Genomic DNA, 15,077 nt, shown 5'->3' with positions numbered 1-15,077 from the left:
AACTGCACAGTAACGAATCTTTCAAAGATAAATTGTAATCGCCCCACCAGCTTTTTGTGTTTTGCACAGAAAAAATTGTATTTTCGTCATTTGAATATTCCTAAGGTTCGCTCGAAGTGCAGGAATCGGCAATGACCCGGCAGCCTTCCTCAGCGGTTTCAACAAATTTAAAGAGATACAAATCCTGTGCTAAAGTCGTCCCCCACAGCAGAACCGAGACATACAGTTGTCAGCAACAGAAGATCCCTCATTTCTAGCAGTGGATTAAAAAATTAGAGAACGCATAACCTTCTAAAATTATTATCGATTTAAAGCGTAACAGGTAATGCTATAATTTTAAGTTCAATTCTATAGAATGAGAATAATTTCCTGAATACGGATATTTTTGCCGCTATATAGTTTATAAATATCGTTCTGTCGATATAATTCGTTACCCTCTGATTTCTTTCTATCGGGCAAGCTGCTCGACTGCTTTATGCAAGGCGCAGAATGAAGTTTTTTCTTTTTATTTTAAGTGTAATCTGGTTGCTCTCCGGCTCCTGTTACGCGGATACACTTAAACTAAAAATTGAGATTGATGCTGCGGAGTTGCATAAGGCACTGGAGACTGCCGTGGTTCTTCCAGCCACTCTGACAGACGGTGGTCCGCTGAATCGGCGCTGGTTAAGACATTATCAGAAGCAGCTCCCGGCGCTCGTCAGCAGCAGCCTCGAACCTTATGGTTATTTTCACAGTCAGACGCAGTCAACAATCGAACCGATCGATGAGGAAGAGTATCTCCTTAAGCTGCAAATTACCGCCGGTGAACCGATCAAAATTTCCAGCCTGTTGCTCGAAATACAGGGTCAGGGTGCGGCACTCCCGGAGCTACTGCAGGCACTGCGAACCTTTCCGCTAAAAAATGGAGATGTTCTTCGCCAGGATTTTTACGAACAGGGGAAAGCCTTGTTGATTCAGGATGCGGTTGGGCAGGGGTTTCTCGATGCAGATTTCACCAAACACCAGCTCCGGGTTTATCGTGCCGAGCAGCGGGCTGAGATCGTTCTGCAACTGAACACTGGGGTCCGTTATCGATTCGGCCGTACAACTTTTCTTGGTGAAAGCGGTTATCCTGAGCGCTTCCTGCGGCGCTACATCAGCTATCAAAAAGGGGATTTTTTTTCTCATCGCAAACTTGGCCAAACCCAGCTTAACCTGCTTAATGCCGACCTGTTTCAACAGGTCAATATAACACCCGATAACGCGCAAATCGTTGACAATCAAATGCCGGTCAATATCGACCTGTCCCCCTCCCCCCGTCATCGCTGGCGCCCTGGGGTCGGGTATGGAACTGATACCGGCGCTCGGGTCAGCTTGCGTTACCGCGACCTGAACCTGTTCCAGAAAGGCCATGAGCTGAAGGGGGACTTGCTCCTCGCGGAGAAAAAACAATCTTTGGTCACAACCTATATTATCCCCGACCTGCAGCGACTCGACAGCCAGACCCAGTTGCGGTTCGGTCTGGACCGGGAAGAGAGTGACAGTTACCTCAGCCGCGAACTGTTCAGCGAAGCAGAATACCAACGAACCTTTGGTGGCAATTTGTTGGGGTCGCTGTTTGTCCGCTTGACACAGGAATATTCAGAGATCGGACAGGAGACAACCCGTGCCCAGATGCTGTTGCCCGGGGTTCGCTTGCAATGGCGTAAAGTCGACAAGCCCGTTTTGCCGAAACAGGGCTTTCAAGGAAGCATCAAACTTAAAGGGGCGCAACAGGCTCTCTTTTCCGATACCAGTCTGCTGCAGTTGACGGCCCACGCAACCAGTCTACTTCCGTTACCACGCGAATATTCTCTACTGCTACGGTTACAGGGCGGCACCACCTGGCACGACGATCCACTTCGCGAATTTCCAGTTTCGTTGCGGTTTTTTGCCGGTGGCGATCGCAGCGTGCGTGGCTACGGCTACCAGTCGCTCGGCCCCAAAGATGAGACCGGTCAGGTGGTCGGCGGTAAACATCTACTGGTTGCCAATTTCGAACTTGAAAAGCGTTTAAGCCAGAACTGGGGCGGTGCGCTGTTTTATGATCTTGGCAACGCCTTCGATTCTTTTGCCGAGTACGAACTGGAACAGGGGGCGGGGATCGGTGTCAGGCGCTATACCCCGATCGGCCCGATCCGTCTCGATCTCGCCCGCCAGATCGGCAACAGCAGGCAGCGCTGGCGGATTCACTTGAGCATGGGGTTTGGCTGGTGAAAATTTGGTTGGTAAGCATAACGCTGGTGGTTCTCCTGCTGCTCGGAGTATTTGCTCTCGGCAGCTGGCTGCTGTATTCGCCCTCTGGAAGCGAATGGCTGCTGACTCGTGTCGTGACGGCACAGGGCGGAAAAATCGGGCTGATCGTCGGAACTCTCGGTGGTCGGCTACAGTTAACCGAACTACAACTCAACTGGCCGAGCGGACAGTTAAACTGTGCAAAAATTGAGTTATCAACCCGGTTGCAGCAGATCATGCCGTTGCAGCTGAAAATCGAACAGTTACACATAGAAAACCTGCTGGTCGAGATGCAACCGGCAGAGCAACAAGCGGAGCAACCTTTGCTCTTGAGCTGGCCGGAACTGCCCTGGTGGCTCGGCCTGATCGAGATCGATCTGCAGCAACTGGAACTTGTTGAGTTCCGTTTGCGCGAGAAACAGGCCGAACAGTTCCGCATTGAACATCTGCAAACTCAAGCACTCTGGCGGGATCACAACCTGCAACTCTCGCAGTTTGTGTTGCAAAGCCCTGAATTGATTGTCGAGGGGCATCTCACCACCGGTTTTACAGAACCTACGTTGCAGGGCGATCTGCAGATTCGTCATCTTGCCCCCGAAAGTTTCTGGCAACAGCTGAGTATATCTACAGACTTGCATGCCGCTGAACAGCTACTGCTGTTCGGGCCGATCAATATTTCTCTTACCAAAAGTCAAGAGGCGCAACTCAACGTCACCGGTGAACTGGGTTTGGGGAGCGAGTCACTGCAATTCCAACATTTACGCCTGCAGCGTCCGAATCGTCCTGGAGTCCTGACCGCCGCCGGCAGTTTACATTTTGCCAGCCCGGTGGTTGGACTAAACAGCCGCTTACAGCTGAGTGAGCTCGATCTGCAGGCGGAAACCGGACAGCCGATCCGGCTATCTGGAAATTTGGATGTCAGCGGAAACCTGAATAACTACCGTGGCAATTTCAAGCTGACAAATCGAGCAGAAAACCCACTCGACATTAACCTGTCCGGAGCCTTTTCCGGTGGGCAGAGCCAGCTGCAGTTGTCCGACTTAGAGGGCCACTGGTTAGATGGAATCATCCGTGGACAGGCGCAAATCGACTGGCAGCAGAACGGGCAAGTTACCGCGCAAATAACCGGGCGTAACTTTGCACCCCACTTGTTGCATGACCAACTCGACGGCGAAATAAACCTCGACTTGCAAGCTGATATGCAAGGGACAGAACAAGGTCCGGCCGGCAAACTGATGGTTCAGCTGCAGGAGTCGACCCTGCACGGTCAGCCCTTAACAGGTGCTGCGGAGCTAATTCTGGATGGCCAACAACTGGAGATCGGAGCACTGCAACTGCTTGGCGATGGCCTTCAATTTCAAGCAACCGGGAAACTGAATGAACAGATCAAGCTGTCCTGGCAGATTGAAAAGCTGGAACAGCTATTCAGCGATTTCCGTGGACAGCTTTCCGGTAACGGCTGGTTCCGCCTGCAGCCGGAGACGCTGGTCGCAGAGTTTTCCAGCCAGGGGCAACAACTGTCCTTTAACGGCTGGCAACTGGACAACTGGCAACTACAAGGGAAAACCCTCGAAGATCAACATCACTGGCAGATGGCTTTAGAGGGGAAACAGCTATCCAGCACACAAACACAACTGGGGCTGGAGAATCTCCATTTCGACCTGACAGGCGCGCTCGATCAGCATGAGATCAACCTGGCTCTTGCTCAAGAATCTGCCGGTCTGCAAGCAACGTTGCATGGAGGCTTGAGTCAACAAAGCTGGCAAGGCAATCTCAGCCGACTCGTTGGCACTGACCAGCAGCTCGGTACCTGGCGAACAGATCGGACCGTCCCATTGCTGCTCTCAGCCGATCGACTTCAGCTTGACCCACTGGAAGTTAACAGCGCGGGGCATGGCAGTCTGCTGCTGCAGGGGTATTTTCTACCCCCAAGCCAACAAGCCGAAGGCCGCATGGAATGGACACAACTCGATCTGGGTTTACTCCGCCCCTGGTTGGCCGGTTGGGATGTGGCAGGTAGCAGCAGTGGCTCTATTGACCTGCAGATGGCTGAAGAGCAGAGCCTGCACGGGCAGCTCACGCTGCAGGGTCGGGTGAAGAATGAAAAGCTGACGCTCAATTTGCAGCAAGCTGAATGGCTGCTGGATTGGAACGATCAAGGATTCAGCAGCGCTATGAATCTGCAACTGGCAGATGGCAGCCAGTTTGAAGGCCGATCAGCTTCTGCGGAGAAAGCATTTTTCGGCTGGCCGCAGCGAGGGACTCTGCATTTGCAGGGACGAAACTTTTCCTTGACGCGGCTTCGGCCCTGGTTGCCACCCTTTTTGAATCTGGCCGGAAAACTCGACTGGCAGACCTCCGGGCAGTGGCAAACCGGGCAGCCCTGGGCAATCACTGGCGACGCCAGCATCAGAGATGGGAATTTTTTCTGGCAGGAGGATGAAGAGACCATCAACACTGAACTCAGCGCAGCGACATTTGGCTGGAGTTGGCAGAACCAGCTGAGGGGAAATCTCGAACTAGAATTTGAGGACCGCGGTAATATCGATGCCCGCTTTGAACTCCCCCTCGCTGCAGCGTTACCACTGCAGTTTGACCGGTCTGAACCGGTCGCTGGGGAGCTTAGTGCCAGGCTGCAGGAATCAGGCTTGCTGTCCATCCTCTTTCCCGGCCGGGTCCTGGAAAGTCGCGGTCAGGTCAAAATTGATCTGCAACTGGCTGGAGCCTGGGAGCAACCGGTTTTACAAGGGGACGCTCGACTGTTTGACGCCGGTGCTTTTTTGCCAACCCTTGGCATTCAACTCAGCGAGATTAACCTGCACGGCACAATCAATGAAAACCACGTTGAAGTTAACACCTTCCGATTGGTGTCCGCTGGCGGTTCGCTGAGCGGACAGGGACGGATGAAACTGGAGAACTGGCGACCGCAAGACTATCAGCTCCAACTTAAGGGGGAGCGGTTTCAACTGGTCAACCTGCCGGAGCTGCAAATCCGTGTCACACCGGATCTGACGGTGGACGGGGACATGACCCAATATAAGCTGCGTGGCACCCTGTCCGTCCCGGAACTGCTCGCCAACAACCGGAAGAAAGCTGCTTTGGCTGAAAGCAGTCCCGATCTAGTGATCGTCGACGCGGAGGTTCCACCTGAACGCCGCCTCCGGCTAAAGCATGATATCGACCTGCAACTGATTCTGGGTGAGCAGGTTCTGCTGAACAGCACAGGAATCGATGCCAAGTTGGCTGGACGTCTGCGGTTGCAGTCGAACACCCGACAGGAGCTGGTCGCGTTCGGCGAGGTTCATGTCGTTAAAGGTAAATATGCCAGCTATGGTGTCAGCCTCGATATCAACCGAGGCAACCTGTTTTTTAACGGCGGCCCGCTCGAACAACCGACTCTCGATATTCTGGCCCTGCGCAAATCGGGGGACGTTAAGGCCGGGGTTAAAGTAAACGGCACCCCCAAACACCCCGTCGTGCAGCTCTACTCCGAACCGGTCATGGTAGAAACCGATATTCTCTCCTACATTGTCCTCGGTCGGCCGATTGGAGCGGGAAGTAGCCAGACCGGCATGTTGATGACTGCTGCCGGCGCACTCCTTTCACAGGGGGAGTCGGCGGTATTACAGGAAAAACTGAAAAACCGACTTGGACTCGACGTGCTGGATATCAGTGCCGGGGATGGTGAGGTCAGTTCATCGGTGATCACCACCGGTAAATATCTGAGTCCCGACCTGTATGTCAGTCTGGGCTACTCGCTGTTCAGCAACAGCAATGAGATGAAAGTCCGCTACACGTTGACCCCGGACTGGGAACTTGAATCAAATATCGGCACCGAAAGCGGCGTCGACCTGTTCTATAAAATCGACATCAAGTAAATCGCACTTCCCCACTCTGAAGATTATAAGAAGTATCTGTCACAACACGAGCAGACTTCTTAAGCGAATTCCCCCACAGATAACTGTTACCAGCAAAGTATTGTATTATTAAGTTCGTTGTTTTTCTAATAACGCGGAAAAGGAGCCAGCATGGAATCAGCCTTGATTTTTTCTTGCCTACTCGATGGCGCGGCCGGTGGGCTTAAGCTTGATTGGGATGAAATCAACAACTGAACGGCTAAAAACGGTGTGCTTTGGCTGCATCTGGACTACAAAGAAGAACAGGCGCAGCAGTGGTTTACCAAAGGGAGTGGCTTTGATCCTATCATTGTCGAGGCATTGCGGGCAGAGGATACCCGGCCACGCTGTACGCCTTATAGCCGCGGACAACTGATCATTTTGCGCAGTGTCAATTTAAACCCAGGAGCCGATCCAGAGGACATGATCTCGGTGCGGTTATGGCTTGAAGAATCGCGAATCATCTCTTTCCGCCACCGCAAAGTTATGGCAATCGACAATACTAGACAGGCAATAGAAGTAGGAGACGGGCCGGTTGCAACCAGTGACTTTCTAGCACACCTGACGAAGGGGCTTTCTTACCGGATCGGCGATGTCATGACTCAGGTCGATGATGCGGTTGACGCGCTGGAAGATGAAGTCATTGTACAGGGGGCGTATGAACACAGAAGCAAGTTAAGCGCTCTTCGACGGAAAATCATTCGCCTTAGACGTTATCTGTCCCCTCAACGAGAAATCATGACTAGGCTACTGACAGAAAAAAAATTCTTTTCTTTCAGATAGTGACCGAATCCACCTACGTGAGACAGCGGAGCATATCACCCGTTATGTGGAAGATCTCGACGCTGCTAAAGATCGGGCGGCGGTCTGTCAGGAAGAGCTGGAAAGCAGAATGGGGGCACAAACAAAACGCTTTATATCCTATCGACCATAACCGGCATATTTCTTCCACTTGGGCTTATAACCGGCTGGTTTGGTATCAATGTCTGGGGGATTCCTGGCAGTGAAAATCCATTGGCCTTTATTTTTGTCCGTCTGCTACTGGGTGTAATCGTTATTGGGCAGGTGATGATTTTTAGAAAAAAAGCTGGGTATAACCGAAATGGTAGAAGGAACGCTACCGGTAGCCAAGCTACGTGGATTATTCCTTCTAGTGGATGCAATGTAGGAACTAAAAAACCTCCACCTTTGCTCGAAACCTTCTTCAGCAGAAGATAGCCCACTATCCCGGCGAAGAGAGAGGCGTCAACAATGCTACGGCAGTCATGGAGGCACCCATCGCGATATCGATTGCAACCCAGAAGGGACAGCCTGCGGAACCGTTCGTTCTGGCGGTACTGTTCGGCGCAAACACGAGTTTTGCTACCCAGATGGCCTATGAAACTAATCTTCTCGTTATGAGCAGCATAACGCTGTCCGGGCTGACAGGGGGGAATGGATAAATTGATGTGCCGCAGATTCCCAATCAACTGTTTTCTTTGGTTTTGCTATAGCTGGTAGAGTTGACTGAAGACGGAATTGCTGATCGATTTTCTTAGCGGCTATCGTCTATCGCTTTACAGGTTGATCTGGGGATCTGCGGCAGCTCTCTGACTGCTGTTTATTGGTGGCTTTTCCCATAGACTGAATACCAGATCATTCACACCTGTTACAGTTGTTTATGTGCCGAGCTACCCTGCTTATCCAAGGAGGGTAAGAAAATATCCTGAGAGGCACAGCGATAGGAACAGGGGTTGCTATGGTTGATTAATTACCCCTTTAAACACGTGAATCGCCCATGATCTGGTAATCATGGACGATTCTTGCTTTGGTGTATTAATCAGACAAATTGTGACAGCGCTCATTGTAGATTCGATAGACCGATGAGCGACTGAGGCCGTAGAATTCAGCAATGTCTTTTTTCCTGACATCTAAACTCTCATAGTCCTTGATTAGCTGATCTATATCGGCTTCACTTAACTTCGGCTTGGCTCCAAATTTCACGCCATTGGCAAGTGCTTTTTCTCGTCCCTCTCAGGATCGCTCTCTTATGATTTCTCGCTCAAATTCACCAATGGATGTCAGGATGTTGAATTAAAGTCGGCCGTACATTGTCGTGGTGTCGATTCCTTGATCAAGAACGACAAGATCAACACTCTTCTCCGTCAGGCGATGAACAATCATCGCCATATCGATAACAGAGCGTGCCAGTCGATCTAGTTTGGTAATAACCAAGACGTCATCATCTCGAACAAAACCTAGAGCCTTCAATAGTTCTGGTCGTGACGTCGTCGAAGAAGCGGATGCTTTTTCATAATAGACTCGATCACAGTCTTCCAACTTATCAAGCTGAACGTCCATCTTCTGTCCAGCACTGCTGACCCTTTCGTAACCAATTCTCATTCCCATGACTGCCTCCTTCCGGTAGAGAAAAAAAATCTGTCGTGGGTGCGGGTAAGCCAAATGGTCAAGGGAGTGTGTTTGATTCTCCTTGATCAATAGTGATAAATATTAAATAATAATATATCATCTTTTTGGGGAGGTTATTTATGTCAAAGAACACAAGCGTTACTCTTGGTCCTCATTTCGAGAAATTTGTCGGGCAGCAGGTACAATCTGGTCATTTTGGGTCCGTAAGCGAGGCCATTCGTGCTGGTCTGCGTCTACTGGAAGAGAAGGAAACCAAACTCGGCCTTTTGCGTAAGGCTCTTGTGGAAGGTGAGAACAGTGGGATGGCTGATTACACACTGGCAGGCTTGATTCAGGAACTTGACGCAGAAGATCTGAAATAATGGCCCCATTTACACTTACCGAAAAGGCCAAAAACGATCTTAAGGACATTGCGCGTTTCACGCAGAAACGTTGGGGCCGTGAGCAGCGGAACCAATACCTGAAGGATTTGGATGCTTGCTTCTTTCGATTGGCAGACAATCCATCTTTGGGGCGAGAATGCAGTGAGGTTCGAACCGGGTACTACAAGTTTCCAACTGGGAGCCATGTAATTTATTACCGCAGCATATCAGAATCACAGGTCTCTATTATCCGCATTCTCCATGAGAGCATGGACGTCGAGATTCAATTTACGAGCAAACAAGAAGAGTCGCACTGATCTTTGATCGTGCGGCTTTTTTACTGGAAGTGGCGATATTCAGAACATTCTCCATCTGGCCGACTTACTGACCGTCAAAAGCAATACTGATTAACCTACTGGACACTTTCGGCGGGGCGAAAATTTCGGGCAGGAATTGGCCACTTCTATGTTTGATGAGTCGACACTTGTCGGACTCGGCCGGCCAAAACTTACTACATTTGAAAACTGGACATGTTCGACCCCAAGTTCGCTTTCATAGGCGCCTTGTACGCTGTCCTGCTGGGTTTATCCTTGCGCACGGAATCTCCCTCGAAAGAGATTAGCTAAGCTTAACCGAGGCGGTCACCGTTCGCTGCAGCGCCTTGTTCGACCTCCTTCTTGCGAATTCTTTCGATCGATTCTTGAACCTCTGGTGTTTTCGAGGAAATCAGGGTTGCCGTGCCCTTCTTAAACCGGAAATCGCAATGGGGACAACCATCCGCTAGGGTTTGTGTACGGCTAAGACCCCAGCCCATGGCCTCGCTCAAGGCGATATCTGACATGCAGATGTACGGAGCAAACTCCTCTCCGCCCTGTTTTTTCACAAAAGTGTGATTACCACATTGAAGGTAATTGACGCCAAAGTCGAAATCGCATCCCGTGCCAATGAGGTACTCGATTTCAAAGTCGCCGAATCGAACCTGTTGTTGTTGCCTGGCTCGCCTCGCGATAACCTTCTTCACAAGCTGAGAAAACATGAAACGCCTCAGCAGCCAGCGTTTCCATGGGGGAATATCCGCCAGTCTGAGGCGAAGCGCCTCGTGGCACAGTTCCCAAGCCTCTGCTGGTGGCTTGGCATGTTTCTTCAGCGCCTTATAGACCGCAAGTTCCTGGGCGGTGATGAGAAGAAAACTATTGAGGAATCTTGCACGCGCCCCTTTAATGTAGGGAATCTTCGGGATGAGTTGCGCATACTCATGGCGGACCTCAGTTTCCAACCTGTGGGCCAACTTCTTGCCGTAACGTGCGATAAGCGAGGCTTTCATCAACTCAGAGGTACGGTCTAAATCCTTCAGGAGTTTTCCTTGGTGCGCTCGATAATAGCCCATCACTTGACCTGGCATTCCATCCTCCTCGAATTTGTTGCGCTCCTTATGCGTTATGCTCCACAGTTATGACGACTTTTCCTTGAACCTCTCCTTCCTCAAAATAGCGGAGAGCTTCAGCAACCTCGCTTAACGGATAGCACCTATCGATAACAGGCACGATTTTACCGGACTCAAAAAGTTCTGCCATAATTTCCAGCCCTTTGTTTGCCTTGTGCAGCAGGAGTCCCATTTTCTGACTAGTGGTCATCGTCATCCATGGGCCCCAAAATAGGAGTTGGTTCACGAGAGCCGAGGACCCTCCGACCATGACATAAATTCCCCTGGGGCTTAATGCACGCCTGTAATCAAAAATCGATCGATACCCGGCAACATCAATAATCCGGTCATAACGCTGCTGATTTTTGGTAAAATCTTCTTGCGTGTAATCAATGACATGGTCTGCACCCAGCGAACGCAGCAGATCCAATTTCTTGGTGCTGTCCACGCCAGTTACCTCAGCCCCGAATGATTTGGCAATCTGCACCGCAAACGTACCCACACCACCGCCCGCACCATTCAGCAAAACACTTTGTCCTGGCAGAATCTCTCCTTTATAGCGAAGCCCCTGCAGGGCGAGTAGCCCTGCTTGAGGAATGGCCGCTGCTTGCTCGAATGTCATACTGGTCGGTTTCAACACTAATGCATTATCGCGAGCACAGACATACTCGGCAAAACCGCCCCAACCACACCGGGACAGGTCGCCAAACACCTCATCACCGGGTGAAAACTGTTTCACATTTTTACCCACCGCCTCAACCCGTCCGGCAATGTCACAGCCGAGTATCTTTAGTTTTTTTGGTTTTAGCAGCCCGGCCATGAGACGGTTCACAAACGGCGTCCCTCTGAGGAGCTCCCAGTCCCATGAATTAACCGATGCCGCATAAACCTTTATCAAAACCTCATTGTTCTCGGGCCTCGGTTCTGCTAGCTCTTTTAGCTTAAGAACCTCAGGTGGTCCGTATTTTGTGAATACCATCGCTTGCATAAGTCGTCCTCGAAGATGACTTTGCTTCGGCCATCGTCAAATCGGTTTACGACAATACATTTATGATGACTTTTCCTTTAACAGATCCCCCTTGCAGATAACGGAGAGCCTCGGGAGTCTCGCTCAGTGAAAAGGTTCTGTCGATGACCGGCGTGATCTTTCCAGCTTCTAGTAACCCTTTGAGGATAGCCATCGAGTCCTTTTTACTTGGCTGCGAAAAGTTCATATCCCGCAACTGACTCACGAACCGCGACAGCAACATCAGTTTAAAAAAGCGCGGCAGCAGTCCCACCCAACGGCGCATCCCGTTGCCATAATTGTCGTGCCCGATGAGCACATAGGTCCCCTTAAGATTAAGTGCGCGTCTGCAGTTTGCTAAGGAATGGTTCCCCGGGATATCGAAAATGAGGTCGTAGCGTTCGCCACTTAGGGTGAAGTCCTCTTGGGTGTAATCGATGACCTGGTCTGCACCGAGCGAGCGGACGACATCCGTTTTGCTGGTATGATCCACGCCGGTCACTTCTGCGCCAAACGCCTTGGCAAGCTGTACGGCAAAGGCTCCTACTCCTCCCGCCGCGCCGTTGACCAGAACCTTTTGTCCGGCCTGCACCAGGGCTCCATCGCCAAGATTCCAGAGGGCAATTAAGCCGGAGGTCGGTACGGCGGCGGCTTGTTCAAAGGTTATGTTTGAAGGTTTCAAAGCCAGTGCCTCTTCAGGAGCGGAGACATACTCAGCATAGGCCCCGCCGTTGGTCCACTGATGGCCACGAATGCACTCGCCAAAGACCTCATCACCGGGTTTAAATCGCGTCACCTTCTGGCCAACCGACTCAACGACCCCCGCCACATCCGTCCCCGGAATAGTTTTTTTTGGCTTGAGCAGTCCGGCCCCCATCAGACGTAGAGCATACGGCAAGCCGCTCACGACGTGCCAGACATCAGCATGGACGGAAGCCGCATGAACATGTATCAAGCCTTCATCGTCCTTGGGTGTCGGTTTTTCTACCTCTTTGAGCTGAAGAACCTCAGGTGGTCCGTATTTAGTGTGGGTAATCGCTTTCATAAGTATCCCCTCGAAGATGACTTCGATTCGACCATTTTCAAAATTGTTGGCGACAACGCATCCTGCACGTATGTAAAACCTAACGGTTGGCTGAGGGACCGGGCGGCTTGAACCCGAAACCTCTGGTGAATATTTTCATTTTATCAAACCACATACTTTCAAAAAGCCGCGCCGTAAGCCCGCCCCCTCTCAAGCGGTTGGTTAGGCCGAGTCTCGTTTTGCGCATTCCTTTGTGTTGTCATTAGACCCCAACTCCGACACCACGCAAATCCATCCCTTTCGGGGCTCCACAGTGACAGCGACATTGAGGAATCCGGCATCCGGGAGGGTCTCTTCGAACTCCTGGACAGAGAAGCACCGCATGCCACCAACTCTGCTCAGCTGCATGTTTCGCTTGTCAAACTTCGACCCAAGGTACATACCAGCGATGATCACCAGCTGACCATTCGGCTTCATCACCCGCCTTATTTCGGTAAGGTCTGCGGTAATATCAGGCCAGAAGTAATAGGTCTCCACTGCGGTAACACAATCAAAGGTTGCATCCGAGAATGGCATCGATGATACCGCCCCATGGAGAACTTCAACTCGACCGCTGACAATCAGTTTTTGGTTCCTTTTCCGTGCGACGGCAACAGAGTCCTCTGAGTAATCAATGCCGACTGCTTTGCCAAGTCTAGCTAAGGATGAGAGATACTCGAGGGTTCGACCGCCACCGCAGCCGATATCGAGTACGTTCGCGTCTTCAGGTATCTCCACCTTAGAAAGACCCCAACGCGTTAGACCAGAATGCCCTAAGTTCATACCACGAACAAGAATCCGGCCAAACCAGCCGCGAGGCCTTCCGCTTTGTGAAAGTAGTCTGCCAAGCAGATTCACTTTTCCTCCGAGTTCAAGATCCAATCGTTTGTGGCCCTAACAGGTTTATTGTCCCGTTTTTGCCCAACTTCTGGGGCGGTATCAATTCCGCCAATTCCGGCCGGCGTTCTCGGTTTTCCCAACTGCATAGCACTCAAGTTGCATTGATACGAAGCTCTGCTTAATTCCCTATATCAAAGCCCCAAATATTCTCAGTGAGATTCGGTCTCCTTTTGAGCCAGGAAGAATTTCTCCAAGCTACGGGAACCGTGGTTCGCGGCCGTAGTGATGCCAATGGACGAAATGACCGTATGCACTCCGTTGAAGAGACTGGACTCAATGTCGGGTCTTGTTATCTCGGCCGACACGATCTCCATGACTTCATCTTCAAGAAATTCCAAGCGACTCCGGCTGCCGGGGCGAACCAGAGCCACAACTTCTCTCCCAAGTTTCTGGAGTACCGGAATCAGAGATCTCCCCAGAGTCCCTGTTGCTCCGGCCACCAGAATTCGTGTGGGTTGCTCGTTATCCATGCTGTTCTAACTCCAGGCCTGCGGTTGTTGCTGATGGCTGAAGCGCCGCACTATCGAGCGTCTGAACCTAACCGCAGGATAGCCGAGGATCAGGGCGATGGCCGGTTTGTTTCCGTCGGGTATTTGCAATTGTTGGCAGATCGCCCGATTGCGTTGCATGATCGGTGGTGCCCCGCCGATCATGCAGCTTCCCAGCCCCAGAGATTCGGCGGCCAGCATGGCATAGGTGCAGGCGATAGTTGCGTCGGCGGCTTCAGCATAGGGTGAATGGTGGAAGATTAGGACTGCTGAGGCGTTCCAAAAGAGCGTATCCCGTCCCTGTTGCTGGCTACGGACATAGCCCTCAGCCAAGGGCAGGACGAAACTGCGGAACCGTTCGTAGCGAACTTTGCCGATAAAGGGCCGCATGAGCGCCAAAGCACGGGGCCGGATAATTTTCAGCATCCCCCGGTAACCGGCAACGATCTCGCTGGCGAGTTTCTGTACTTCGGTCGTTCCAGAAACCGTCGCCACGCCGACGTCCCATGGCGGAATGCCCATCGGCGCGCTGGCCGAAATCGCAACGATCCGCTTCATCAGGTTCGCTTCGACCGGCCGCTCGTCAAATCGGCGGACGCTACGCCGCGACTGCAGCAGAGCATTCAATGCATCGGCATCGGCCCGTTGTTCCTGCGGTGGCATCGGTCGCAGGTCAGCGGGGGACAGGCCCCGACCGTTGACGCTGATACATTCCTGCGGGCAGACCATCATGCAATGGCCACAGGCGATGCAGCCAAAACCGGTTGTGAGCTGCTGTACACTCCCTGCTTCAAGGGTTAAAACTTCTGCAGGGCAAGTGCTGACGCAGAGACCGCAGCGGTCACACTGTTGCTCATCGACCAAAACGTTTCCCGAGTTCTGATACAGACTGTGCGTTACCGGCATGACTGACTCCTGATTATTTTTTCGTTGCAATAGTTGATTGTCAGCAGGGGTTGGTATGCAATAAACACCTAACCAACAAAAAAAGCCGAACTCAACCATTGGATCAATATCCTTCGGCAGCTCAGCTATCTTTATCCCAAAGACCCGCCGCTTTCCGTCCCCCCTCACAGAAGGATTGGCTTTGTCGGGATTGTAGATATTATTGCAATATATCTTTACTTCTATCAGAGCTTAATTAGAGGTCAAGCCTTTCGTTAGGTTTTGCGCTTTCCTACACTCTAGGACACAACCACGTAAAATTTGCAGTCACTCAAATATGTCCGATCCTTTGCTCCATCCATTTTGGTTGATTAAATCAGGGGGACTCTGCG

12 protein-coding genes, 1 pseudogene and 1 riboswitch are annotated in these 15,077 nt (G+C 51.4%); of the genes and pseudogenes, 5 read left to right on the top strand and 8 right to left on the bottom strand.

All coding sequences use genetic code 11. The features are described 5' to 3' along the window. Positions 1-489 precede the first annotated feature (489 nt). The 3 genes and pseudogenes from ACZ5PT_RS12820 (at position 490) to ACZ5PT_RS12810 (ending at position 7,367) form a co-directional block, all read left to right on the top strand. Positions 490-2,235 carry an autotransporter assembly complex protein TamA gene (locus ACZ5PT_RS12820; RefSeq protein ID WP_464263428.1) on the top strand — a complete coding sequence of 582 codons (1,746 nt, stop codon included), beginning with the start codon at positions 490-492 and terminating at the stop codon, positions 2,233-2,235. After that, positions 2,232-6,131 (top strand): translocation/assembly module TamB domain-containing protein, encoded by a 3,900-nt coding sequence (locus ACZ5PT_RS12815; RefSeq protein WP_464263427.1) that lies wholly within the window; start codon positions 2,232-2,234, stop codon positions 6,129-6,131. The genes ACZ5PT_RS12820 and ACZ5PT_RS12815 overlap by 4 nt, the downstream gene beginning before the upstream one ends. 249 nt (positions 6,132-6,380) lie before the next feature. Beyond that, positions 6,381-7,367: pseudogene (locus ACZ5PT_RS12810) on the top strand (CorA family divalent cation transporter). Between the two features lie 597 nt (positions 7,368-7,964). On the opposite strand, the gene ACZ5PT_RS12805 reads toward ACZ5PT_RS12810, so the two are convergent. Both ACZ5PT_RS12805 and ACZ5PT_RS12800 read right to left on the bottom strand, forming a co-directional pair. Beyond that, entirely contained in the window at positions 7,965-8,132 is a 168-nt protein-coding gene (locus ACZ5PT_RS12805; protein WP_464263426.1) for a helix-turn-helix domain-containing protein, read from the bottom strand. Between the two features lie 90 nt (positions 8,133-8,222). After that, positions 8,223-8,537 (bottom strand): recombinase family protein, encoded by a 315-nt coding sequence (locus tag ACZ5PT_RS12800; protein WP_464263425.1) that lies wholly within the window; start codon positions 8,535-8,537, stop codon positions 8,223-8,225. Between the two features lie 140 nt (positions 8,538-8,677). Here ACZ5PT_RS12800 and ACZ5PT_RS12795 point away from each other — a divergent pair, with 140 nt between their 5' ends. Together ACZ5PT_RS12795 and ACZ5PT_RS12790 are read left to right on the top strand one after the other, a co-directional pair. After that, a complete protein-coding gene (locus ACZ5PT_RS12795) occupies positions 8,678-8,920 on the top strand; it encodes a type II toxin-antitoxin system ParD family antitoxin (protein WP_464263424.1) in 243 nt (80 codons plus the stop codon). Then, positions 8,920-9,237, top strand: coding sequence for a type II toxin-antitoxin system RelE/ParE family toxin (locus tag ACZ5PT_RS12790; RefSeq protein ID WP_464263423.1), 318 nt, complete (start codon positions 8,920-8,922; stop codon positions 9,235-9,237). Before ACZ5PT_RS12795 ends, ACZ5PT_RS12790 begins: the two co-directional genes overlap by 1 nt. A gap of 311 nt (positions 9,238-9,548) precedes the next feature. On the opposite strand, the gene ACZ5PT_RS12785 is transcribed toward ACZ5PT_RS12790, so the two are convergent. From ACZ5PT_RS12785 to ACZ5PT_RS12760, 6 genes are all read right to left on the bottom strand, one after another. Continuing rightward, positions 9,549-10,322 carry an L-2-amino-thiazoline-4-carboxylic acid hydrolase gene (locus tag ACZ5PT_RS12785; RefSeq protein WP_464263422.1) on the bottom strand — a complete coding sequence of 258 codons (774 nt, stop codon included), beginning with the start codon at positions 10,320-10,322 and terminating at the stop codon, positions 9,549-9,551. Positions 10,323-10,350: 28 nt separating this feature from the next. Further along, complete coding sequence (locus ACZ5PT_RS12780) at positions 10,351-11,331, bottom strand: NAD(P)-dependent alcohol dehydrogenase (protein WP_464263421.1); 981 nt, start codon at positions 11,329-11,331, stop codon at positions 10,351-10,353. Positions 11,332-11,377: 46 nt separating this feature from the next. Next, positions 11,378-12,394, bottom strand: coding sequence for an NAD(P)-dependent alcohol dehydrogenase (locus tag ACZ5PT_RS12775; protein WP_464263420.1), 1,017 nt, complete (start codon positions 12,392-12,394; stop codon positions 11,378-11,380). Between the two features lie 201 nt (positions 12,395-12,595). Continuing rightward, positions 12,596-13,150, bottom strand: coding sequence for a class I SAM-dependent methyltransferase (locus tag ACZ5PT_RS12770; RefSeq protein ID WP_464263419.1), 555 nt, complete (start codon positions 13,148-13,150; stop codon positions 12,596-12,598). Between the two features lie 311 nt (positions 13,151-13,461). Further along, on the bottom strand, positions 13,462-13,782 hold the full coding sequence (locus ACZ5PT_RS12765; protein ID WP_464263418.1) for an NmrA family NAD(P)-binding protein: 321 nt from the start codon (positions 13,780-13,782) through the stop codon (positions 13,462-13,464). A gap of 6 nt (positions 13,783-13,788) precedes the next feature. Then, the gene (locus ACZ5PT_RS12760; RefSeq protein WP_464263417.1) at positions 13,789-14,706 is read right to left on the bottom strand and encodes a nitroreductase family protein; all 918 of its coding nucleotides are present in this window, start codon (positions 14,704-14,706) and stop codon (positions 13,789-13,791) included. Positions 14,707-14,818: 112 nt separating this feature from the next. After that, a riboswitch (cyclic di-GMP riboswitch) is annotated at positions 14,819-14,896 on the bottom strand. Positions 14,897-15,077: the final 181 nt, after the last annotated feature.

Source organism: Desulfuromusa ferrireducens (genome assembly GCF_055389805.1).
This window is presented reverse-complemented; position numbering and strand designations above follow the sequence as displayed.